The sequence below is a fragment of the Enterobacter sp. 940_PEND genome, from assembly GCF_001059415.1.
In the GTDB taxonomy this organism is placed as follows: Bacteria; Pseudomonadota; Gammaproteobacteria; order Enterobacterales; family Enterobacteriaceae; genus Enterobacter; species Enterobacter cloacae_M.
Window position 1 is genome coordinate 245,720 of the sequence record NZ_JUMS01000006.1, and the last position, 21,103, is coordinate 266,822.

A 21,103-nucleotide genomic window follows, 5' to 3' on the forward strand; every position below is an offset into this window, starting at 1 on the left:
CCAATAGGTTACTGATAATAGCCAGCAAAATTGCTACTGAATAATGATTCTGCATTTTCAGCTACAGCTATAGCATTGCGTACATCTTGCCGTTTCAAATCTAACACCCGTAATTTACCTTTTACTTCGGCGACGGATTCGATTCGCCTATAAGCATCAGGATGGTGTTCGGCATATAGCGCCAGTCCTTTCAGTTTAGGCAAGGCATCAGCCAGATGCAGGCCATGTGGATCTACCAGGTCCACAATCATTTCGCCATCCTGTTCGGCAAAAAACAGGAAATCGGGACGAACAATTTTGTACTGTTCGGCTTCAACATAAGCGATTCCTAGTGACGACTGCCCTGTGTATTGTGGATTTCGATACCAGAAAGCAAATCCTTCACGTTTGGTTTCGATCTCAAAAACCGTGGTTTCCCAATGGTTCAACTGAGCCGGATAGTTCCCGTTTTCGTCACACAACAAATGGTGTTTCCAGACAGGAAGGTCAGTTTCCTTCTCGCCTTCACGCGCCCTAGTCATTTCAAACTTGTTCTCCGGCCTGACCAGATCCACATCCTGCGGTTCGGTACTCATTTCGATGATTTGACGATAAGCCTCTTTACGCTCATCTTTCAAGGACTTGATCTGCTGCGTGTACTCAGCCAGCCATGCCTTCGCCAGTTTATCAGCCTCGGCATCGAAGTAATCCTGCACCTCCATCACTAGCCCCAAACCAGCAACGGTCACACGAGCTTCCATGATTGCTTCCAAATACTCCTCAGCATCCTCTTCTCGATCCGCGACCTTATCGGCCAGATATTCGACATAGGTACGTGAAACATCCGGGCTGAAGATTCGGGCTGCACGCCGGTAGGCGTCATCAATCACCGCTACGTCCGCCTCCTCCCAGAATTCGTTGAAGGTCATCGCTTTGTTCTTCAGGCTGGCAACCACCGCTTTACCATCCACTACGAGCACTGCATTGCGCTTGTTTTTGATTTTTTCAGCATTTTCTGTCTGGAATTTGTCCAGGACAGCGTGCAAAGCAGCATGGGCTTTCCTGACTGCCCCATCAAGAATGCCGTCATCAACCAGTTCCTGTGCCAGCGCGGTCAGACGTCTGGCTGGTCTGGCTCCTTTCTGTGGTCGGGTTTGTGAAGGTAGCGCTTCAAATACTTCCCATACGGCAGCTGAAGCCGCCGGGTTAGGTTTCATCTCCACAGGGTTTACCAGGATACGTCCGCTCGGAGGAGATGTATCATCGCCCTTAAACAAGGTATTGACGACATCCCTCACGGTATTAGTATTAAACTTGGGCAGCAGGCATTCTACTGAGTTTAAGCGCTCATTACCCGGAATACGTCTTGCCAGTGGAGTTCGTACCATACGCCCCAGCAATTGTGTAATATGCGTCCTGTCGCTGGCTGCACGGAAGGAAACCATTACTTCTGCACGCGGGCAGTCCCAGCCAGTGCTGATGGCATCTTTAGCAATCAGTACACGCACCCAAGTTGATTCCTGCACTCGCTGTGGTTCAATATAAGGTACCTGATATTGGCCGAAACGCTGTGTGGTATGTTCACCGAAAACATGAGCAACACTGTCAACGGGCAATTCAGGGTAACGAGAGAATAGCGTATCCAGCCAACGCCCCACTTCGTTCGGGTCAGGCGTATTGGGTACTTGGAATACCATCAGCGGTACTACTTCGCGCACAGTTTCCTGCTGTTTTGCATAATCTGCCCAGGCATCGGTCACTTCCCTGAGTCTGTCGGCAGCACGGCGTACCCACACGGTATCGAAGTCACCGGCTTCATCCGGCACACCAAGAATGATATCGTCCTTAATAAGTCCCGATTCCTGCACTTTAGCCGAGTCAACCACCACATTCGGCAGTTTTACATGATTGCCAGTATTCGCAATGGCTTGGTCGAAACGTTCAACTGTGGCGGAAATCCCCCACACTACTGGAATACCCTTCACTCCAGCCGAACCATTGATGAGCCGTTGTACAATGGTGCTTTTAGCCGCTTCGCTGGAAGTTGTCGACGAACCCATCCCCCTGTGCGCTTCGTCCAGAACCAAATAAAGTGTCAGGTCCGGGTCTTCGATGGTGTTCTGGATGGTATCCCACAGCGTATAAGCCTGTGCATCAGGGGCTGCTTCGAAAAGCCCGCCTTTATCATCGAACCCGCGCACCAGCAGGCTTTTTTTGCCAAACTTCTGCGTGTTAAGGAAATAGATTTTTCCAGCCTGAAATTTGCGCCGACTGAAAGGATGTTCAACCACCACCATATCGTTGTAGTTGATACGGTCACTGGCTTCCATCAAGCGAAAGCGGGTTTGCTCGTTCAGTGCAGGATCGTCACTGAACCAGATCACTACCGCGCCAGGATCGGCATCGAAATTAAACTCGTCGTCGCCATGAAACAATGCTTCAAACGCAGCGGCAGCCATGACGGTCTTACCCGCACCGGTTACAGCCGTTAAAGAGAAGGCGCTCTTGTCATTTTCGTTATGCCAGTAACGGCGAGATTTTCTGAGATTCACCAGCGAATCACGTACAGCATCGCGCTGGTAGTCCTTGAGAGTGAACTTCATTCTGTTAATTCCCCACTGGTGAAGCTGAAATTGGTCAGGTACGATTCATACAAACGTACCGGCTCAACACCTTTTGGCAGACGCCTGGTGACAGCCTGGAAGTGGCGGTCATCGTCAGTGACGATAAAGGCCACCCGTACGCCACTAGCATGGCTAATGGCGTCAATGAAAGGTGTGGCCTGATCTACAGCCGACAGCAGGCCATAAGTATCAGCCACTGCCCATCCTTCAGCTGGCAGTTTCTCTATACGTTTGCCGCGTGCACCTGCGCGTAGCCACAGTAACGGTGCAATGCGCGCATATGCTAGGTTGTAGCTAACCGATTTTTCAGCTTCGTAGGTCAAGGTGAAGAACTCGGCATTCTCCTCAAAGCCTTCAGACATCGGGAATTCGTCGATAAACTTATAGTCGCCTTTAATCGACTCTCCCTCAGGTGTCTTTCCTGTGATGGCGGCCTGTACACGTGGCTTAGTTATGTAGTCACAGATACCCCACTTTTCCCATTCGGGGTCCCCAGGGCGTAAGCCCTGTTCGCGCAACAGTTTCTGTTCGCTAGCGGCAACTTCATTGTTAGTGACGGATATGCACTGGCGACGACCGCCGTCCTGTTTGTTCAGGCGCATGACCGCGTGGGCAGTTGTGCCAGAGCCGCTGAAGAAATCGAGGATGATTGCTTCGGGTTTGTTAGCAATAAAAAAGCGAAGAGCATCTTCGACGGCATAAAGCGATTTTGGGAATGGAAATTTTCGCCCAGGGATAATAGATTTTATAATCCCTGTGCCTCCGTGTTCAGCACTATGGGAAGTAAAATCCCATTGCGTGGTAACATGCTTGAACGTTGCATTTACATATTTTGCAATAATGGAACCATCAGAACGTTTACGTTCAACGATTGCAATTCCATCCGCTATTTCATTACGTGCCTTATTAGGAAGATGCTGGATGATGTAAGGCTGAGGTTCATCTTTTTTACCATTGGCGCGAATATAACCTTCTCTCCACCACTTATCGAATGCAGAGTCAGTATATTCCCAATTCATTTCAGTTCCATCTGAACGAACAGGGAAAACCGCAATAGCACCTAAGGGGGGGATGATGCTTTCACGAGGAACTTCAACATTCAGTGGGTCGCCACGCCCAATAATGGCTCCTGATGCCTCGTCTACAAAAATGGGATAGAACTGATTTGGACCACAAGCCCCTTTACCTTTTCTGCCTCTTATAGATGCAAGGTTTCGTCTCCTCATTGTTTCCCAAGCAACTTCTGCGCCAACAGCGGCTTCATCGGGTCTGCCACTGACAGTTGATGACCCAAATCGTACAAAAAACAAAAATTCATTCGTACGGGCAAAATCACCTGACCTGCCTGTGCCTTTCGGATTTATTACAGAAGAGACCATCTCAATCTTTGCATTCGGATATACTTGTTCCAACAATAACCCTAATCGTAAATATTCCTTTTCGTCGATTGTGACGATCAATACTGAATTAGCAGGATTTAACAACTCCTTAGCTATCAGCAGGCGGCGCTCCATAAAAGCTAACCATTTACTGTGACGATACAAGTCTTGTTCTTCGACGTAATCGTTATTGTATTTCCAGTCTTTCGCACCTGTATTATACGGCGGGTCGATATAGATGGCATCCACCTTGCCTCTATGCGTGTAGGTCAACGCTTTCAGTACATGATAGTTTTCGCCATTGATGACTGAGTGGAAAGGCTTATCACCGCCGCGCTGTACTTTTCCCGTACTGACCATACCCGGCCAGATCGTGTCACGAAATTCAGCTATAACCACAAGGTTACTCAGCGCTACAGTCTGAGTCTCGATATCAGCCGCGTCCAGCAACTCGAGATCAGCGACCTTCTTCGCCTTGTGGATGGTTTTAACCTGCCACAACCGTTGATCACCTTTCTTGGTGGATCCACGCTCTGGCAGAACGCGGACTTTATCTCCCTTGCGAATAGGCCGCAATGGCAACTCAACAACTTCAGGGCTATGTCGTTCAAAATTAAGCCCAAAGGGGAGACGTGACGATAGAATCTTGATTTCTCGATCAAGATCAGCGGCCAGTTGCGGGTCTTTGGCCTTCGCTTTAGCTATTAAATCAGTCAGCCTGGACATATATTCCTTTTTTCTTATCAATTCTGAGCATTGTAGGTTCAAACGTTCGGCTATCAGGAAAGCCCAATACGTTGATTCACAGAAGGAATCAGAACGCTGAAAATTGGCGGTAATATTAACACTATGAAATGAATTCGGCGATCCCAAAACCGAGAGTTTCGGGGGGCCTTTGGCTCTGGATACACCTACGGCTAATGGTGGTTTTCGACCTCCGCCATGTGCTCCCTTGTATGTTCAAACCTTGGGGGGACGCTGGTGATCCCAGTGATTTGATGAAATAGTTGGACTGGTTTCGGCGTCGGTTAACCAGCGCATAAATGTCAGGCCAAAGCGCCATTCTGACCACCGCTAATCTTGGATGCGCTTTCAGTGCCTGTCTTCTGTGGGGCATCATGGGCGCTACATGCAACAGCTACTATAATGCCTGTGCAGAAGGAAAGCTTCTTTCATTCACTGAAGGCGGAATGCGTGCACGGATAGCGCTTTGTCAGCCGTGAACTGATGCGAATGGCTGTGTTTAATTATATCTATTGTGATTACAATAGCTGGCACTCGTCACAGTGCCTGTAGCGGTCTAAGCCCGGAACAGTTGAAAACCAGAACCTCGCTTAGGGCTGTGTCCACTTTTGGCGGGGAAGATCAATTCGTAGATTGCCGAATAGAATATTCACCATCTTTCATTACTGTGACATCCAAAATTTGTGCTATTGGAAAAACAAAAGCCGTCAATGTCAGGGAATAATGTAAACCTCCGGATATCAAAAGTGTTCTCTAATATTTTTAAACATTTAGTTTTCATTTCTGGTGTTATTACGATCATGTTCACGATATTCTCACCGCATCTGAAACTCAGACTTCCTGTTCTATCGTTGCTGACCCGGCTATAAAGAAATTGTGCACTTTGGGCGGCAATCCTTTTTGTCACAACAGGAGGCTGCCATAATGTTGGAGTATTATCGAAATCATCTTCATTTGTCGCTATATCAGTCTTTCTATCAAACACCTGATTATAAGAGCGTTTATCAGGACGCCCTTCAAATCCATTGATTGCCGAATAATGCAATCCAAATAAAAGGCCTGTTTTATCACGCATTGAATCACATGCAAACCACAATGCAACCAGCATATTTCTTGATACATCGATCATTCTGGTGGCAGCACCATGATGCTGAAGCTTTGCCAGCAACTCAAAATCACTTAATTCCCTACCATCTTCGAAATGATAACCTTGATGCTGAGCATTTAGTAATAACTCTCGCTCATAATCTCGCATTACATGCTCCCCTAATGGATAGTCTCTATCTTTCATGAGGCGTCTGTATGCCGAGCTATGTATTGGCCATGCAATATCACCTTGTCCTCGCCACATGTAAATATTCCGTTCATTATGTATATCAAAAGTAGCCAGGGTTAGTATTTCACTAAAATCTTCTGGTACTATAACAGTTCCGAATAATTCTGAATCGGCAAGTTTCATCCAGTCTTCCATATCTGAGTTGTTTATTACAGTGTCTTATATTGGCTGATTAGATGACCAACAGCCCATACAGTGCCGAGATATCTGATTTAGGGCTTGTTGACCAGCTTTCGAGCGTATAAAACAAATCATCGGGCGATTTTATATCGCAGATACTAATATACTTTTCTACCATAGGAAGTAAGTATTCAGTCAAATCAGCATTACTGTTAAACCGTCCTAAACATTGGCCTGAGCTAATTTCTTCTTTCAGTAATCGGATGACTTCTGCACGGATCTTTGACCATTTGTTCTCACCTCCTTTACCTGATATTTTTTTATGCAGTTCCTTGTTTTTCTCTTGCAGATACGCATCATGCTTGCTTGTGAACTCTTTTAAGCTATTGATAGCCTCAAACATTGCTCTAAAAAACTGAATCTCTTTATTATCAAAGTTTTCGTCGGCAAAAATTCGTGTAGCAATGATGTAAAAATAGCATGAAACTTCAAAAAGACAGGGATACGGTATTTTATCATCGACAAGAAGTGCATCCAGACGATCTGAAATCTCTTCCCGCTTGATATCCCTTTCATAGATAAAACGGAAGAAGATATCGTACACCAGCGTTTCATCTATTATCATCAAACTTGACATAGGTTCATCAAGGAACATCTTCTGAAAGGTTGTAGGTTCTGAGGGGGGCTTGGCATGAAGCACATCAAACCATATCTCAAAAGCATTTTTTAATTCGCCTATATACACCTGCTCAAGCGGTTCAAGGGAACTGAATCTACTGTAAGCATACTTACCCAATGTTGATGGATGTTCTACATAGTACAGTGACATAAACCGATGCCAGTAATGATTCCCTGGTGTATCGCCATGCTCATCCACAAAAAGTTTTGCCTTCCTAGATCTTCCCACCCAATATCCTCCTCATCGTCACAACTAAACTTCCCAGCCTAACCAGTATTCTGTTGAAATCATCATACGTTTCTATGTGATTGATCACATTAAGACATGCTTGAAAAAAAAGAAACGGGACACTTTGCTCCTGCACTTTAAAAGTGATAAATAGAAAAAAGTCAAGACACCAAGTAAAATTTAAATAATTTTTTTGCTGATGGTGTCGTGGTGCATTCAGACAGGCTGTAGATTTCTCTTTCGTAGGGAGCAGAGAGCTCCTGTAATCAACAAAGAGGAACAAGCAATGACGAATCTGCTACAAACAGAATCCTTGGTTTACGCAAACCGGCATAACAACGAACAGACCGGGCGGCCACTCCTACCAGATGTTGAAAAACGTACCCGCTTTGCAATGGGCGATGACATCCTGCTCAGCATGAAAGACATCACCGCTCATAGCGGTCTTAGCGACAAGCATTACTATTCCCTTATTTCCAGAGGCCTTTTTCCCCGCCCGCTGAAAATAGGCCGCTCCAGTCGCTGGAGAAAGAGTGACTATGAAGCATGGTTAAACGAGCGCGCTGCTGCCAGATAATATCAAGGAAGCAACAGCGAGAACCACGAACAAAAAAACAATAAAACCATCAACAAACAGGAAATCAATTGATGTCTTTAAATAAAAAAACAGAAAAAGAAAACAGGACAACCTTCCCTTTGTACTGTTTACCTGAGCAATTAAAAGATACAGTTGAGCGTGTAAATATGTTTACAGGAATGTCAATGGAATTGACGGTAAACATTATTTTTACCATGCTTTCGATTATCTGTCAGTATCTTGTCGGTGTTATATCGCCTTACTCAGGTATATCAGGGCCATGCTCTTTATACCTTCTTACGCTTGCCGAGTCTGGTGAAGGTAAGACATTTCTGTCACGACTGCTAATGAGACCTGTATATAGTCGATTTGAGGAAATGCAACTTGAATACAGAGATCGACTTGTTCTCTATAAAAGGGAGCATCTGATCTGGAAAACCGTTTTACAGGGGCTAAATGCTAATCAGCGGCAGGCTATAAAAAAGAGATTTGGGGTCGAGGATGCTCATTCTCAGTTGGAAGAGCATTATAAACGTGAACCTAAACGTCCTGTTGAGCCAAAGTTCATCTATCAGGACGTGACATTTAAAGCTCTTATCCAGGGCTTAAGCCTGCATGCTGAAGCTGGCATCATCATGGATGAAGCGATCTCTTTTTTCAGAAGCGGGTTGAAAAATCACCCAGGACTGTTGAATAAAGGCTGGGATGGAGGGAAATATTCATTTGACAGAACAGATGGTGAGAACTACAAACTCCCATTATGTCTGATGCTTTCACTAATGATTCAGCCTGGCGTATTTATTAATTTTTTAGAAAAATATGGAGAGATGGCTAAAAACAGTGGTTTACTTGCCCGCTTCCTTGTTATGAAGGTAAAAAGCTCAATAGGGCAACGTAATAGCCGTATTGATGAAGAAGGGCTGAATGCAGTATTAGCTCCGTTTTATGACCACATTCAGGGGCTGTTAACCCTTCTTGAAGCCCGGTTTTATGATGACAGTATACCGAAAGATCAACTGAGACTGTCAGATGATGCAAAAATGTTTCTTCAGGAAAAACAGAGAGAAATTGAGCAGGCTATTTTACCAGGCGGGAAGTTTTCACATATCCGGGATTTTGCGTCAAAAGCAACAGAACAGGTATTACGACTGGGGGCAATAATGACTTTTTATTCAACCAAACCAACAGGAAACAGTTCAGCAGCTGATCTTCTTTATACTAAGATTATCGACGCACGTCAGGTAAGCAATGCACTGACAATAGTAGAATGGTATTTGCAGCAGGCAAGCGATCTGTTTTATCCACTATCAGAGCGATACCAGTTTGAATGCGATGTCCGAAACCTCTGGAACTTTATACTTAAAAGACTGAACAAAAATCAGGGTGTACCATTTCCTAAGTCTGAGCTGCTTCAGTCTGGTCCGGGCCGTCTCAGACACACAGATAAATTAACACCCGCGTTAAATCAACTAATCAATCAGAAACTGTGTTGCATTATACGATATAACGGTTCCAGCATGTTACACATTGCAGGTTATTATCCAAACGGTTCTGTATGTACAGGTAGTGTTACTCACTCCTACAGCACTGTACAAACGCAAAACCTGAAGGATGAAGATTTCTGGCATGTTGATTTATAAAATGTTGGCAGCCTGCTGCACTAACTATTATCCAGGAATATCAGTATTCTTATTCGAAACACAGGATCCTTCATTTGAAGGTGGTGTGACCATCATCGTTAGTATGATGACGGAGGTCAACAAACAACCAGATATGCACTTTTCTGTCTTAAAATAGTTGCTGGTATTGCTAATTTAGCAGAAATCTCAGCCTTTCAGTGTGTGATGGTGATGGGTGTTTGTTCAAAACTTGCTCGTCATGTTTGGAGTGTATGATGCCCGGAACACTCCATCAAGCAGATCGTTACTTTCGATTTGGTAGTGGCAAATAATGCTGTATGACTGTATTCAACTACCAGGTGGGTCTAACGCAATAAGGTAATTATACGTAATATATATTAACTAAATATCACATCACTATTCTTTATCAGCTATAGCAATCATTAGTGATAACATTCAATGAATTAAAGTGCAGACACATCATGACTAAATGCAGGAGAGATAATTGCAATAACCTTGTTTCTAGATTCAGGCCAGCACGACAGGAACGATTATGTGATAACCATTATCTGATATTTTTATCCGGAGCCAACAGGCGTAAAGGGAGAGAAAATACCCGATGCGGATATCCTCCTTGTAAGAATACGTTATCAGGAACAAGGAATGAAAAGTATTGCAGTGCAGTTTGCCGACAACGTGATTCAAGGAAGTTCGATAACTTCAACGCTGAAAGTATTCTGAGTTCATCGTACTGGACACATATAGAAAATTCAATCAAACGGAATCTTTATTTGTTGGGGTCAGTTTCGAATATGACAGAAATCGTGAATTACTATCATTTATATTTACGCAAGTCTCATTACCAACGAAGTTATACTCCTCCACTCAGTGACCGTCAGGAGAAATTAACACTTGCGCCGCTGCCTTTTCTGGATATCAGCCATTTGTATCCGAACGCAAAAGGGGGCGCAAATACTACTGAGAATATGATTATAGCACCTTCATTTATTAATCGCCGGAATAATGATGCTATCCCGTATCAGGGACAGGGTTTCGGGGGGATTCAGTCAACGGGGGAGTTGATACCGTTTAACGGTAGTCTGTATGACAGTTTAATTGAACGGTTTGGTTCAGAGGAAGTGAATGCAGCACTAAGAGAAATTACACCGGCTAAACGTTTTTATGGTAATGCTCCCAGAAAGATTGAGTTTGGTGGTATTGAGAGACAACTTCCCTTGTTCACTTTGCTTTATAAGGAATTGTGGCGTCTTGAGCATCACAGTGTTTCAGAATGTTTGATGGAAATAAAACAACTGTTCCCTCAATACCCTCTCTATCTGGAGCTACTGGCGATTGTGGGCTTCCATGCGGTGTTATCCGGTGACCCCGATCGCATCATGGCGCTATTATGCCGCATTTTTAGTCAATGCTTTAATATCAACTCGTCATTACGCGAGCCACACAAGCAGTTTATCGACCTGATGTACCGCTTATTGCGTAAGTATCTCCGTCGCTACTTCAGTGTTGAAATAGACAACAGAGAGGCTGTGGTGGCGTTCTACAATGGGTTCTACTCACAGGAGATAATCGCGGCTGGTGATGCCGAAGATGAAGTTCTGTGTTATCGCTATTTCACTGGCATAAAACGTTCTGCCACTACCTTTTTCTATGTACCACAGCAGGAGAAGGAACACGTTGATTTATGGCGTCTTATAGGGGAAGACCTGACTTTTGAGTAAAGGCTATTCCAGATATTTTTGCGGCTATATTACTTATCTGAACAGATCAAGAATATTTTCTGCAACGGTGAAATAACCACTTCCTGCGTGACTTACCCGGTTCGTTACTGATGTAGCGTTCCGGGTTTTTTAGTTTTATGCGGAAATTCTCTGTTGCATCTATCTCACGAGATTCACAGCTGTAATCTCCCTGGCTACAGATAAATCTTTCTCACGAGTTTCAGCACAAAAAAGAGGTCGCTCAGACCGCTGACCCCTGCAACCAACTGACGCAATACGATTCGTTGCCTGAACAACTGTCGGGCTGCCTGCCGGTTTGCAATCTTTCGCCGGAACAACCCGAGAAAATGGCGACACTCAACCAGCGCATGCCTTCTCAGAGGCGTTTTGATTTCATGGTGCTGTGGCAAGGATGAAAGAACGAGAATGTCGCTGATAACATCAATGTAGCTGTGCGCCCGGATATCGTAGTAGTCCTGCCGGTGGGTAATCGATGCCGGGTTTGTGATGTAGAAATAGTCCTTCCTGTCAGCGAAATAAAACTGGCCATTTGCAGCGGCGAGGTTAATCGTCCAGAGGATGTCCTTGTGGCTTTTTCCTTCCTGAAAGTGCAGATTATTCTTCCTTATATAGGACGAGCGCACCATTTGTAGCCACAGGTAATGCGGCCATTCTTTCTGTGCCACGCAATGTTGTATCCACGCATGCCCGTTGAGTGCCTGAGCATAAGGTTGCTTACGATGAACAGGTCTTAGTTGCAGGCAACTGCTGTCGGTGTACCAGCCATTGAAAAGAGCAACATCGGCCTGGGCCGCTCGTGCGCTTTTCAGTCTCTCCCGGAGAAAACCTTCTTCAATCCGGTCATCCGCATCAAGAAAAACCACCCATTCACCCCGGTGCACTGCCAGTGCGGCATTTCTTGCAGCATATACACCAAGGTTCTGCTGGCTGATAACCACCAGCCGTTCATCTTCGATGGTGCTGAGTATGGTCGACGTTTCGTCGGTAGAGCCATCATCCACAACAATCACCTCAGTGCTGAGTGTTTGCTCGCTGAGGAGCCTATTCACCAGATGGTCGATGGTGGTCTGCGCATTGAAGACCGGGATAATGGCGCTGACATCAATTTTAGGCTGCATATCGGGCTACGCTTTCCCTTCGCTGTCATCTTTCTGACGCCTGACGGGGAGGATGTGTTTTTCCCTGATTTCCTGCTCAGTATCAAATAAGCATTCGTCGCAGTATTCCTTATCAAGCCCAAACAGGAGGCTGATGACGCCCCTTCTCTTGTTACATCTTGCACATCTTTTCATTCCGACACCTGTATCCCTTTGAGCCAGCCACTTTCAATCCTGGTTAGGTAAATCTCTATAAAACAGACCATTAACAATATTTCACCGTCGTTCATGTGTTGTCTTTATAAAATTATCAATTGATTATACAGATCAATTATATTAAATCGATCGATAAAAACGATCATGGTGTTGCCGGTTACACGCACCCTGGCATGGGTTTTAGTCGGGTCATTTCCACGGCCCGGAAGGGTTATCAACAGTGAAGAGGGCAGGATGAAGGTTTCCCGCTGATTAGTGGGTGATGAGTATTTTCAGGAAGTAAAACCATTCGGGAAACAGACCCGTTTCCCGCTCAGCAATTAAAAAGGAAAAAATTGAATGAAAAAATACCGTCCACATCAGAAAACCTTGCTGGCTGTTGTGCTCAGCATGGCGGCGTTTAATGCTTCTGCCGCATGGACCGTCAATGGTACCTTCTGCCAGTCGTACAGCGATGACGGTCAGGTTCTGCTACGGGTTAAGCCGTCAACGATTGGTATCATTGAGAATAAGCCAAAGTGCGGCGGTCGTGGCACCACTGAACTTACCGGTAGTAATTTCAGGATTAATAACACTTCTTATCCATCCAGTGTGATGTGTAACAGCCAGTCCCAATACCAGTCAGTGCAGACAACCGTGGCAACTAGTGATATTCAGTCAGTTATTAATTCATTGAAAAAAAACAAAAAAGCCAACATGAGCACGTTTGGTTCTTCTTTTACCTTCAGTACCTCTGATTTTGCCAGCGTGTGCGGCTCAGTGATTAATCAGAAGGTGACTGATTTCGATCCCCAGTCGGAATACAAACAGGGCATGGCAAAGATGGGTTACAAACAGGGTGAAAACGGCCAATGGCATAAACAGTCAAAGCAGGCATTTTCACGCGAGGCTGACCCGGAAATAGCTGCCAGTTACAATCCAAAAGCGGGCGTTGCTGAAGGCTCTGGAAAAGGTGGGTTCCATGGAGAGGGAGCCAGTAAAAATCTTTATGGCCCGGGTAGCCTGGCGCAAAAGGATGCAGAAGCGGCAAACGAAGCCCGCCGCCTCGCGGCACAAAATCGTGTGTCGAAAACTACCCCAAAAATAACAGAACCAGAGAAGCAGACAGCTCAGCAGCCTGCGGATCTCCCGGTGAATGCGTTCTGTACCCTGGATAACGGGAAAAATGTGGGGGTCTATGCCGCCGCAGGGAAGGATTATCGCTACACCTACACGGATAAGAACGATAAACCCGAGCTGGAGTTAACGGAAGGGCTGTTCGGTGTGAAAGCCTTCCACTACCACGCACCGCTGGGAATGGGGTCGGCCAGTTACATCCGCTTTAACAAAGGGGTATATGACTACATTCTGCTGAATAAAGACACCGGTCATGAAGAGTTTCAGGGCATCCGGGTGTACAAAAACGGGGATCTGATTTCGGCTCATGAATGTAAAACCCGTCTGACGCTCGATACCCGCGAGCTTCCCCAGGACAGTCACGTTGACAACGAAAAAATGGGTGAACACTTCACCCTGAACTGACAGTAAAAATCATTAACCACAGGGATAACCCTTGCCAGCAGGCCACACCCTCTCAGGAGGGCGTGGCCTGTTGCTTTTATGTCCTCTGACAGCAAACCCCCCGCCAGGCTCATTACAGCAATGTCCCTGGCCTTTCTTTTATCCACTGTTTAAGCAGGAGAACGAATGGAAAATAACGATGATATTGACGTTGAGTATGACGATGAGATGCCAGCAGAAGAACACACCCCCCGCAGCATTCAGGCGATGATGGGCTGGCTCTATGACAAAGCCGTCAGTGGGATTGCCGGGATCGAGTCGGCTGAAACCCTGGCAGAACGCTATCTCACGGATGCGGAGGGGGATGTGACAAAGGCCGCTCACGCGATGATCCGCTGGGAGAGCGTTAAGGCGGGCAGTACCGGCTTTTTATCCGGAGTGGGCGGGGTGGTGGCGATGCCCGTCACGCTGCCCCTGAACATCACCAGCGTACTGTTTCTCCAGACCCGACTGGTGGCAGCCATCGCCTGCCTTGGTAAACGCAATCTGGCTGATGAACGTATCCGGGCACTTGCCGGGCTGTGTCTGTGCGGTAACGCTGCCAAAGCGCTGTTGCAGGAAGTGGCGTTACAGGCGATGGAGAACTGGACCCGGCCCTTCACACGGAGGATTGTGGAGAAAACCCTGGTGCTGATGGCTACCCGGACAGGCATACGCACCGGCGGTCAGTTTATTCGTCTGGTGCCCCTGGCCGGTGGTGTGGTCAGCGGGGTGGTGGATGTCACCACCACCCGCACAATTGGCCGCATTGCCTGCACCACGTTTCTGCCACCTTATCCGGGGCAACGGAAATCATGAGAAATCATCAGGTTCCCTCGTTGCCACAAGGGACGTTCACCCGCGCTCAGGCTGAAGCTATAGCCGCCGCATACATCAATATTTCTATAGAAGATGACCAGGGCATCCATTTTCGTCTGGTTATCCGCGATACCGACGACATGCTTATCTGGCGCGACTGGAACTTTGCCCCGGATGCCGGGGTGATGCTCAATCGCTATATCGTCAGTGATGGTATCCCTGTTCCTTCACTCTCTGACGACAACTAACCACAGTCAGCGTCCATCGTCGTTCTTTATCACAACCGCCACCCCCTGCATCAGGCCATGTTCTTCGGAGCATGGTCTTTTGCTTTTATGCCGTTAGCCACAAGGAGTTTTCATTATGCGATTAGCCAGCTGCTTTGGCCGAACCAACCAGATACGCCGTGATCGTCCACTAACCCACGACGAATTACACCAGCATGTTCCCAGCGTTTTTGGCGAAGACAAGCACGAATCCCGCTCGGAGCGCTACTGCTATATCCCGACTATCACTCTGCTGGAGAACCTTCATCGCGAAGGATTTGAGCCTTTCTTTGCCTGTCAGACTAAAGTGCGTGATCAGAGCAAGCGTGAGCATACGAAGCACATGCTCCGTCTGCGCCGTGCCGGGCAGATAAACGGTCAGCAGGTGCCGGAAATCATCATTCTTAATTCGCACGATGGCGCATCCAGCTTTCAGTTATTACCAGGGATCTTCAGAAGTGTTTGTACAAACTCGCTCGTCTGCGGTCAGTCGTTTGGCGAGATCCGCGTACCGCATCGCGGTGATGTCGTTGAAAAAGTGATTGAAGGCGCTTACGAAGTCCTCGGCGTGTTTGACCGGGTGGAGGAGAAACGCGAGGCCATGCAGTCACTGCTGGTGCCGCCACCCGCTCAGCAGGCGTTTGCGAAAGCAGCGCTGGCCTACCGTTTTGGCGAAGAGCATCAGCCCATCACCGAATCCCAGGTACTGACGCCACGTCGCTGGCAGGACGAAAAAAGTGATTTGTGGACGACTTTCAATACGCTTCAGGAAAATTTGAGTAAGGGAGGCTTAAATGGTCGCTCCGCACAGGGTAAACGCAGCCGTACACGCGCGGTTAACGGTATCGACGGCGATATCAAGCTGAACCGAGCGCTGTGGGTGATGGCCGAAGAATTACAACAGGCACTGAGCTGATGCAGCACGTTCCTGCGAATGCTTATCAGACAGCAGTCTGGCCCGTCTCTCTGCAAAACCAGCCCGGCTGCCGTTCTGTATCCGACGATGACCTCTGCGCCTGGTGCAGGCATCTCTGCTACCGGCCTGGTGAACTTAGCCTTTGTCAGCAGGCTGATGCGAATGGTATCTGGCCCTCACGGTGCGATATCGATGGCTATGCACAATCCTGCCCACGGCAACTCCTGACCACATCACCTGCTGAACTTACCTGCCGGTAACACGGCACGCCTGTTACGCCAAAAATCACACGACTTACACGTTCCCGCTCAGCGGGAGTGCGCTTATGACCTCTACAAAAGGAACAACTGACATGACCGACATTATCAACCTTAACGATAACAACCTGTTACACCAGAAATCTGCCGATGAAGTCTCCGCACTGGCCGCCACGCTCGTACCGGACGAACAGCGTGTTGGCTTCTGGCCACTGCACTTCGGCAACATACCACAGTGGATAATCCTTGAACCGACAGCCTTCGCCTGGATGGACCGCTTCTGCGCCAGCTACAGTGGCGGCATCTGGCAGTTTTACACGCTGAGCAACGGCGGTGCTTTTATGGCCCCGGAAGCGAATGAGGATATCGATGAAAAATGGACGCTGTTCAATCCGATGAACGGCAACGGTGGTGAACTCAGCGCCGAAGCCGCCGGAATAGCCGTCTGTCTGATGACTTACAGCCACCACGCCATGCGCACCGAATGCGACGCCATGACGGAGCACTATTACCGTCTGCGGGACTACGCGCTCAACCACGCAGAATGCAGCGCCATCATGCATATCATCGACTGAGGACCCCACAATGGAAACACAGTTACCGCTGTTTGCCGCCAAATTACCGGCATCCGCACAGCACACCATCCGTGAGGCTCTAACCCTGCTGGAGCGTCAGTTACGTGAACCCGGTGCGTCATTTACCTCCAGCCACACCGTCCGGGACTGGTTACGCCTGCAGCTTGCCACGCAGGAGCGTGAAGAATTTATTGCGCTCTTCCTGGATAACCAGCACCGGCTGATTGCGCATGAAACCCTCTTCACCGGCACCATCAACCATACGCAGGTCCATCCACGGGAAGTAGTGAAGGCTGCACTGAAACATAACGCTGCTGCCATGCTCGTTGCACACAGCCACCCTTCAGGGCACGCAGAGCCCAGCGAGGCAGACAGACGGATCACAGAACGTCTTAAGCAGGCGCTGGATTTGGTGGACATCCGTCTTCTGGATCACCTGGTTGTTGGCGGGATGGAGATCGTCTCGCTAGCTGAACGCGGCTGGCTGTAAGGGGACCTGTGATGAAAATTATCAGCAAGCGTCAGGCCATGGCGATTTATCGTCAGCATCCGCAATCCCGGTTGTTTCGCTTCTGTACCGGCAAATACGTATGGTCCGGCAGTATCTGCCACTACGCAGGGCGGGAGGTACAGGATGTCAGCGGTGTGCTGGCGGTCTTCGCGGAGCGCCGTCATGACCGTCACGGTCCGTATGTGGTTCTACGCAGCGTCACACTTAATTAATCACTTACCATCACTGTTAAGGAGTGCTTAAATGTCCGATACTGAAAGTACCGATGTCGGGGCGATACCTCAGCACACAATCGCTTCCCCTTGGTGGGGGCTGAAGTGCGACACCACACCCTGTTTTGGTACCCGCCTGGTCCAGGAGGGCAATCAGCTACACTTCCTGTCTGACCGGAGCAATTTCACCGGAACATTTCACGAAAGCGAAGCATTGCAGCTTAATCAGGCTTTTCCCCTGATGCTCAAACAGCTTGAGTTGATGTTGGTATCCGGTGAGCTCAACCCACGCCACCAGCACTGCGTCACGTTGTATCACAATGGTCTCATCTGCGAAGCGGACACACTGGGCAGTTGTGGTTATATCTACCTCGCGATTTATCCGGGGGAACCGCCAGCAGCGTAATCACCAGACCTGCAACAGCATCCGGCACCACCTTCCTCGTTTCACCTCAGAAAGAGAACATCATGCAAACCCAATCTATACACCCTGTACGGGCGACGGCGTCACGCCCATCTCCTGTCGATATCTGGCAAACCCTGTTGACGTACCTCCTGGAGCAACATTACGGGCTCACACTTAACGACACCCCGTTTGGCAACGACATGGTGATCCAGGAGCATATTGAGGCTGGTATCTCACTGTGCGATGGCGTCAATTTTATCGTCGAAAAGTACGAACTGGTCCGTATCGATCGCCACGGTTTCAGCACAGAAACACAGTCACCGCTTATTGGCAGCATCGATATCCTTCGTGCACGAAAAGCGACCGGGCTGATGACCCGCAACGATTACAAAGTGGTCACCGACATCACCACCGGCAAATACAGCGGGGGGACACGATGAAACTCTCCCTCACAGTGGAAGCTGATACTGTCAACGTCCTGGCTCTCAACATGGGCCGGATTTCCGTGGATATCGATGGTATTGAACTGACCGATCTGATCGATGTGGTCTGTGATAATGGCTATTCGCTTCGCATTGCAGACGAGCCCGGAAAACTGCTGATTGAAGATCCGCTTCCTGCCAGCGCCCGCTACCATGGCATTCAGTGCAGCACGGCGCATATCACCTGCGATGACAACGATCTGCTGTATCGGCTCTCGCAACAACGGGAAGCTCACGAGGATGCGGAGTGGATTTGCTATACCGGATCAGGCTATCTCATCCGTCTGGATGCGTGGGCTTTTCCGGTTCTGCAACTGAAACGATGCGGACTGTCGAAAGCAGGTCGCCGGTTGATTATCACTCTGATGCGTCGCTACCCATTGAGCATCATTCACCTCGATGCCTTTGGTGAACTGCTACCAGGCTTTGAGATCTTCGACTGGTAAATCTTCTCTTCATTATCACAGGCAACCCCATGTTGACACTCACTACCGAAGCGGCGCTGGATATTCTGATCGACTGGCTGCAGGACAATATCGACTGTGAATCCACGCTAATTTTCGATAACGACGAAGACAGAACCGATTCCGCCACGCTATTACCCTGCATCCAGCAGGCAAGGAACGATGTCCGGGATCTCTGCCATCTTCAGCTCCTGCACAACGTCAATAAACCGTAGCCTCTCATCAAACAGCATAAACGCCAGCCCTGACCCGGCTGGCGTTTTGCGTTTATATAAAGGAAAGCAAATGTCCGAACAATACACCCACACTGAATCCGATGTTCTGACAGGCCATACCGAGCTTATCAGCTCCACCAGCATTGAACGTATCGTTGTCGGGCGCAATGCCGCACTGGAACAAATCAAAGCGATGATCCATCAGCTCGCTGATATCTCTGCGCTAACCGAGAGTATTGGGGGTAAAACAGCCATTGACTGGGCAATGCGTCAGGAATTTCGCCGTGGTTGCTGGTTACTTGAGAAAGAACAAACCGCCATGAACGTGATCACCTGCAATCTCGACCGTAGCATCTGGCGCGATTTGATGAAGAAATCCGGCATGATCGCCCTGATGGATGCTGCGGCTCGCGATGAATGGAGCCGAACTCTTGAGCGGGATGATATTCCGGCCATCAGTGAAGAGAATATTCTCAGCACCTTCAGACAGCTGCAGCACAGCAAAGACGACGTATTTGAGCGTGGGATCATCAACGTCTTCAAAAGCCTGAGCTGGGATTACAGGTCGAACTCGCCGTGCCGGTTTGGCAGAAAGATCATCGTCAATGGTCTCGTGAAACATGAACGCTGGGGATTTGGTTTACTACATGGAAAACGACGGGATCAGTTAGCGGATTTAGAGCGCATGCTGAATCTGCTTGATGGTAAGCCTCTTCCCGAAAACCGTCACGATCTCAGCGTCAGATTAGCCGACCATATCAGCAAGCAACACAGTACCGTATACGAAGATGAGTATCTGTCGATACGCTACTTCCAGAAGGGATCGGGACATATCACCTTCAAACGACCCGACTTGGTAGAAAATATGAATGAGATCATTGCGAAGCACTATCCGGGGATGCTGGCTGCTAAGTAAGTGTAAAAGGTCTTCTCTTTTGGGTGATGGCCTTTTAAATCTTCCACACTTATGACAAATATCTATCTGAAAACACACATGTGTGTATTTACGCGTTTTTGTGTTTTAATGTCAGCCATCAACCTCATGAGATGAGCGATGCTATGTTACAGAACAACATCAAACAGCTTCGTACCCAATTGTCGATCACTCAGCGCGAACTGGCGTTTATGGTCGGCACCAGCCAGCAGCAAATCCAGCGCATCGAAACTGGGAAGGTTGCAGCAAAGTTGGGCCTTGCTCAGGCAATATGCAATGCTCTGGATAAACCTCTAAACGTCGTGTTCCCGGAAAGCGATCGGTTGATCGACGACTTCCGTAAGAAGCGTCGTAAAACCGATGAAGATCTTGAGGTAATAGCTACAAGTGGCATTGAAATGGATAGCGGTCTCTGGACCGTAAAACTTTGGCTACAGGGGCTACAGGACTATTTATTGTTGCCCATTTCTGCTGCGGATAAGCGGCGGTTTTATTATTATTTCCAGGAAAAAACTAGCCCGAATGTAGAGCGGTTCTTTGTCTTTGACTCGGACCAGTATCGCTATGCGTTAAATATGCGTGAAGTGGTATTTCACCAGTTCTTGTCTGATGATCTGCTGCCAATCGTCGCTGAAGAGGATGATGATTGCGAAGACGATTATTTTAATGTCCATATCACCCTGGTGAACGGTGGCCCTGTGATTCCGCTGAGCGTTGAGCCTGATACACCGCAAAATGAAGAGACGGATGATATCGGCCAGTTGAATGCGTTCTTTGAGATGCTGGATTGTGAGCCTGAAACAACGGAGCGTTATATGCTAACCGACGAAGATGGTGAAGATGCTTTTATCCGTATTGGTTCTATTGCCATGGTGCGAGTCGTACTTGACGCGCTGGAGCCCGTGGAAGAAGATGAAGAGTAGTTTTTAGTTAGCTGTTTTCACAGGGAATCGCGTTGAGTATACATGTGAGTATACAATGTGGTTCCTTGTTTTTATAAATTCATTTATTTCAGTTGGTTATGGCGTAAATCGCGGTGCGGCCTACGCACCAACAGTATGTAAATAGACCTCAACTGAGGTCTTTTTTATGCCTAAAATGAATCGCCACGGGTTTAACAGACACCTCAGAGTCATTTAAGATGGCTTA

General features: G+C 47.8%; 22 protein-coding genes and 1 pseudogene. 18 read left to right on the forward strand and 5 right to left on the reverse strand.

The features are described from left to right. Window positions 1–8: 8 nt before the first annotated feature. Window positions 9–2,582, reverse strand: a complete 2,574-nt coding sequence (locus ADJ24_RS02430) for a DEAD/DEAH box helicase (protein ID WP_023312588.1) — start codon at window positions 2,580–2,582, stop codon at window positions 9–11. Beyond that, window positions 2,579–4,708 (reverse strand): site-specific DNA-methyltransferase, encoded by a 2,130-nt coding sequence (locus ADJ24_RS02435; RefSeq protein WP_023312589.1) that lies wholly within the window; start codon window positions 4,706–4,708, stop codon window positions 2,579–2,581. Before ADJ24_RS02435 ends, ADJ24_RS02430 begins: the two co-directional genes overlap by 4 nt. 435 nt (window positions 4,709–5,143) lie before the next feature. Between ADJ24_RS02435 and ADJ24_RS23815 the strand changes: the two are divergent. Next, window positions 5,144–5,320, forward strand: a pseudogene (locus ADJ24_RS23815) (IS3 family transposase); the annotation flags it as partial. Between the two features lie 55 nt (window positions 5,321–5,375). Here ADJ24_RS23815 and ADJ24_RS02440 read toward each other — a convergent pair. Beyond that, window positions 5,376–6,185, reverse strand: a complete 810-nt coding sequence (locus ADJ24_RS02440; RefSeq protein WP_023312590.1) for an FRG domain-containing protein — start codon at window positions 6,183–6,185, stop codon at window positions 5,376–5,378. 49 nt (window positions 6,186–6,234) lie between these two features. Next, complete coding sequence (locus ADJ24_RS02445; RefSeq protein ID WP_023312591.1) at window positions 6,235–7,089, reverse strand: hypothetical protein; 855 nt, start codon at window positions 7,087–7,089, stop codon at window positions 6,235–6,237. A 286-nt stretch (window positions 7,090–7,375) separates the two neighbouring features. Between ADJ24_RS02445 and ADJ24_RS25725 the strand changes: the two genes are divergently transcribed. From ADJ24_RS25725 to ADJ24_RS02460, 3 genes are all read left to right on the forward strand, one after another. After that, a complete protein-coding gene (locus ADJ24_RS25725; protein ID WP_023312592.1) occupies window positions 7,376–7,666 on the forward strand; it encodes a helix-turn-helix transcriptional regulator in 291 nt (96 codons plus the stop codon). A gap of 71 nt (window positions 7,667–7,737) precedes the next feature. Next, window positions 7,738–9,306 (forward strand): YfjI family protein, encoded by a 1,569-nt coding sequence (locus tag ADJ24_RS02455; RefSeq protein ID WP_023312593.1) that lies wholly within the window; start codon window positions 7,738–7,740, stop codon window positions 9,304–9,306. Window positions 9,307–10,097: 791 nt separating this feature from the next. Beyond that, the gene (locus ADJ24_RS02460) at window positions 10,098–11,024 is read left to right on the forward strand and encodes a hypothetical protein (RefSeq protein WP_023312594.1); all 927 of its coding nucleotides are present in this window, start codon (window positions 10,098–10,100) and stop codon (window positions 11,022–11,024) included. A 194-nt stretch (window positions 11,025–11,218) separates the two neighbouring features. Here the strand turns inward: ADJ24_RS02460 and ADJ24_RS02465 are convergent, their stop codons facing one another. After that, a complete protein-coding gene (locus ADJ24_RS02465) occupies window positions 11,219–12,163 on the reverse strand; it encodes a glycosyltransferase (protein ID WP_023312595.1) in 945 nt (314 codons plus the stop codon). 534 nt (window positions 12,164–12,697) lie between these two features. Between ADJ24_RS02465 and ADJ24_RS02470 the strand changes: the two genes are divergently transcribed. The 14 genes from ADJ24_RS02470 (at window position 12,698) to ADJ24_RS02530 (ending at window position 20,877) form a co-directional block, all read left to right on the forward strand. Further along, on the forward strand, window positions 12,698–13,879 hold the full coding sequence (locus tag ADJ24_RS02470) for a hypothetical protein (protein ID WP_023312597.1): 1,182 nt from the start codon (window positions 12,698–12,700) through the stop codon (window positions 13,877–13,879). 165 nt (window positions 13,880–14,044) lie between these two features. Beyond that, the gene (locus ADJ24_RS02475; protein ID WP_023312598.1) at window positions 14,045–14,716 is read left to right on the forward strand and encodes an EcsC family protein; all 672 of its coding nucleotides are present in this window, start codon (window positions 14,045–14,047) and stop codon (window positions 14,714–14,716) included. Then, entirely contained in the window at window positions 14,713–14,964 is a 252-nt protein-coding gene (locus ADJ24_RS02480; RefSeq protein ID WP_023312599.1) for a DUF905 family protein, read from the forward strand. The genes ADJ24_RS02475 and ADJ24_RS02480 overlap by 4 nt, the downstream gene beginning before the upstream one ends. A 115-nt stretch (window positions 14,965–15,079) precedes the next feature. After that, complete coding sequence (locus tag ADJ24_RS02485; protein WP_023312600.1) at window positions 15,080–15,898, forward strand: DUF932 domain-containing protein; 819 nt, start codon at window positions 15,080–15,082, stop codon at window positions 15,896–15,898. An 18-nt stretch (window positions 15,899–15,916) separates the two neighbouring features. After that, entirely contained in the window at window positions 15,917–16,126 is a 210-nt protein-coding gene (locus tag ADJ24_RS23820; protein WP_160311370.1) for a hypothetical protein, read from the forward strand. 124 nt (window positions 16,127–16,250) lie between these two features. Continuing rightward, entirely contained in the window at window positions 16,251–16,730 is a 480-nt protein-coding gene (locus ADJ24_RS02490) for an antirestriction protein (RefSeq protein WP_075204438.1), read from the forward strand. 10 nt (window positions 16,731–16,740) lie between these two features. After that, window positions 16,741–17,220, forward strand: a complete 480-nt coding sequence (gene radC / locus ADJ24_RS02495) for a RadC family protein (protein WP_023312602.1) — start codon at window positions 16,741–16,743, stop codon at window positions 17,218–17,220. Window positions 17,221–17,231: 11 nt separating this feature from the next. Further along, window positions 17,232–17,453: a DUF987 domain-containing protein gene (locus tag ADJ24_RS02500; protein WP_023312603.1), complete on the forward strand. Its 222-nt coding sequence runs from the start codon at window positions 17,232–17,234 to the stop codon at window positions 17,451–17,453. 31 nt (window positions 17,454–17,484) lie between these two features. After that, on the forward strand, window positions 17,485–17,859 hold the full coding sequence (locus tag ADJ24_RS02505) for a type IV toxin-antitoxin system YeeU family antitoxin (protein WP_023312604.1): 375 nt from the start codon (window positions 17,485–17,487) through the stop codon (window positions 17,857–17,859). Between the two features lie 62 nt (window positions 17,860–17,921). Further along, window positions 17,922–18,299, forward strand: coding sequence for a TA system toxin CbtA family protein (locus tag ADJ24_RS02510; protein ID WP_023312605.1), 378 nt, complete (start codon window positions 17,922–17,924; stop codon window positions 18,297–18,299). Then, on the forward strand, window positions 18,296–18,787 hold the full coding sequence (locus ADJ24_RS02515) for a DUF5983 family protein (RefSeq protein ID WP_023312606.1): 492 nt from the start codon (window positions 18,296–18,298) through the stop codon (window positions 18,785–18,787). The genes ADJ24_RS02510 and ADJ24_RS02515 overlap by 4 nt, the downstream gene beginning before the upstream one ends. Window positions 18,788–18,816: 29 nt before the next feature. Next, on the forward strand, window positions 18,817–19,020 hold the full coding sequence (locus tag ADJ24_RS02520; protein WP_023312607.1) for a DUF957 domain-containing protein: 204 nt from the start codon (window positions 18,817–18,819) through the stop codon (window positions 19,018–19,020). A 70-nt stretch (window positions 19,021–19,090) separates the two neighbouring features. Continuing rightward, window positions 19,091–19,936 carry a DUF4942 domain-containing protein gene (locus ADJ24_RS02525; RefSeq protein ID WP_023312608.1) on the forward strand — a complete coding sequence of 282 codons (846 nt, stop codon included), beginning with the start codon at window positions 19,091–19,093 and terminating at the stop codon, window positions 19,934–19,936. A gap of 143 nt (window positions 19,937–20,079) precedes the next feature. Then, entirely contained in the window at window positions 20,080–20,877 is a 798-nt protein-coding gene (locus ADJ24_RS02530; RefSeq protein WP_023312609.1) for a helix-turn-helix transcriptional regulator, read from the forward strand. Window positions 20,878–21,103 lie beyond the last annotated feature (226 nt).

What these genes read in the sequence shown, in the direction of transcription:
- ADJ24_RS02430 (WP_023312588.1), bottom strand. Translation starts at nt 2,582, where the DNA reads ATGAAGTTCACTCTCAAGGACTACCAGCGCGATGCTGTACGTGATTCG.
- ADJ24_RS02435 (WP_023312589.1), bottom strand. Translation starts at nt 4,708, where the DNA reads ATGTCCAGGCTGACTGATTTAATAGCTAAAGCGAAGGCCAAAGACCCG.
- ADJ24_RS02440 (WP_023312590.1), bottom strand. Translation starts at nt 6,185, where the DNA reads ATGAAACTTGCCGATTCAGAATTATTCGGAACTGTTATAGTACCAGAA.
- ADJ24_RS25725 (WP_023312592.1), top strand. Translation starts at nt 7,376, where the DNA reads ATGACGAATCTGCTACAAACAGAATCCTTGGTTTACGCAAACCGGCAT.
- ADJ24_RS02455 (WP_023312593.1), top strand. Translation starts at nt 7,738, where the DNA reads ATGTCTTTAAATAAAAAAACAGAAAAAGAAAACAGGACAACCTTCCCT.
- ADJ24_RS02460 (WP_023312594.1), top strand. Translation starts at nt 10,098, where the DNA reads ATGACAGAAATCGTGAATTACTATCATTTATATTTACGCAAGTCTCAT.
- ADJ24_RS02465 (WP_023312595.1), bottom strand. Translation starts at nt 12,163, where the DNA reads ATGCAGCCTAAAATTGATGTCAGCGCCATTATCCCGGTCTTCAATGCG.
- ADJ24_RS02470 (WP_023312597.1), top strand. Translation starts at nt 12,698, where the DNA reads ATGAAAAAATACCGTCCACATCAGAAAACCTTGCTGGCTGTTGTGCTC.
- ADJ24_RS02475 (WP_023312598.1), top strand. Translation starts at nt 14,045, where the DNA reads ATGGAAAATAACGATGATATTGACGTTGAGTATGACGATGAGATGCCA.
- ADJ24_RS02480 (WP_023312599.1), top strand. Translation starts at nt 14,713, where the DNA reads ATGAGAAATCATCAGGTTCCCTCGTTGCCACAAGGGACGTTCACCCGC.
- ADJ24_RS02485 (WP_023312600.1), top strand. Translation starts at nt 15,080, where the DNA reads ATGCGATTAGCCAGCTGCTTTGGCCGAACCAACCAGATACGCCGTGAT.
- ADJ24_RS23820 (WP_160311370.1), top strand. Translation starts at nt 15,917, where the DNA reads ATGCTTATCAGACAGCAGTCTGGCCCGTCTCTCTGCAAAACCAGCCCG.
- ADJ24_RS02490 (WP_075204438.1), top strand. Translation starts at nt 16,251, where the DNA reads ATGACCGACATTATCAACCTTAACGATAACAACCTGTTACACCAGAAA.
- radC (WP_023312602.1), top strand. Translation starts at nt 16,741, where the DNA reads ATGGAAACACAGTTACCGCTGTTTGCCGCCAAATTACCGGCATCCGCA.
- ADJ24_RS02500 (WP_023312603.1), top strand. Translation starts at nt 17,232, where the DNA reads ATGAAAATTATCAGCAAGCGTCAGGCCATGGCGATTTATCGTCAGCAT.
- ADJ24_RS02505 (WP_023312604.1), top strand. Translation starts at nt 17,485, where the DNA reads ATGTCCGATACTGAAAGTACCGATGTCGGGGCGATACCTCAGCACACA.
- ADJ24_RS02510 (WP_023312605.1), top strand. Translation starts at nt 17,922, where the DNA reads ATGCAAACCCAATCTATACACCCTGTACGGGCGACGGCGTCACGCCCA.
- ADJ24_RS02515 (WP_023312606.1), top strand. Translation starts at nt 18,296, where the DNA reads ATGAAACTCTCCCTCACAGTGGAAGCTGATACTGTCAACGTCCTGGCT.
- ADJ24_RS02520 (WP_023312607.1), top strand. Translation starts at nt 18,817, where the DNA reads ATGTTGACACTCACTACCGAAGCGGCGCTGGATATTCTGATCGACTGG.
- ADJ24_RS02525 (WP_023312608.1), top strand. Translation starts at nt 19,091, where the DNA reads ATGTCCGAACAATACACCCACACTGAATCCGATGTTCTGACAGGCCAT.
- ADJ24_RS02530 (WP_023312609.1), top strand. Translation starts at nt 20,080, where the DNA reads ATGTTACAGAACAACATCAAACAGCTTCGTACCCAATTGTCGATCACT.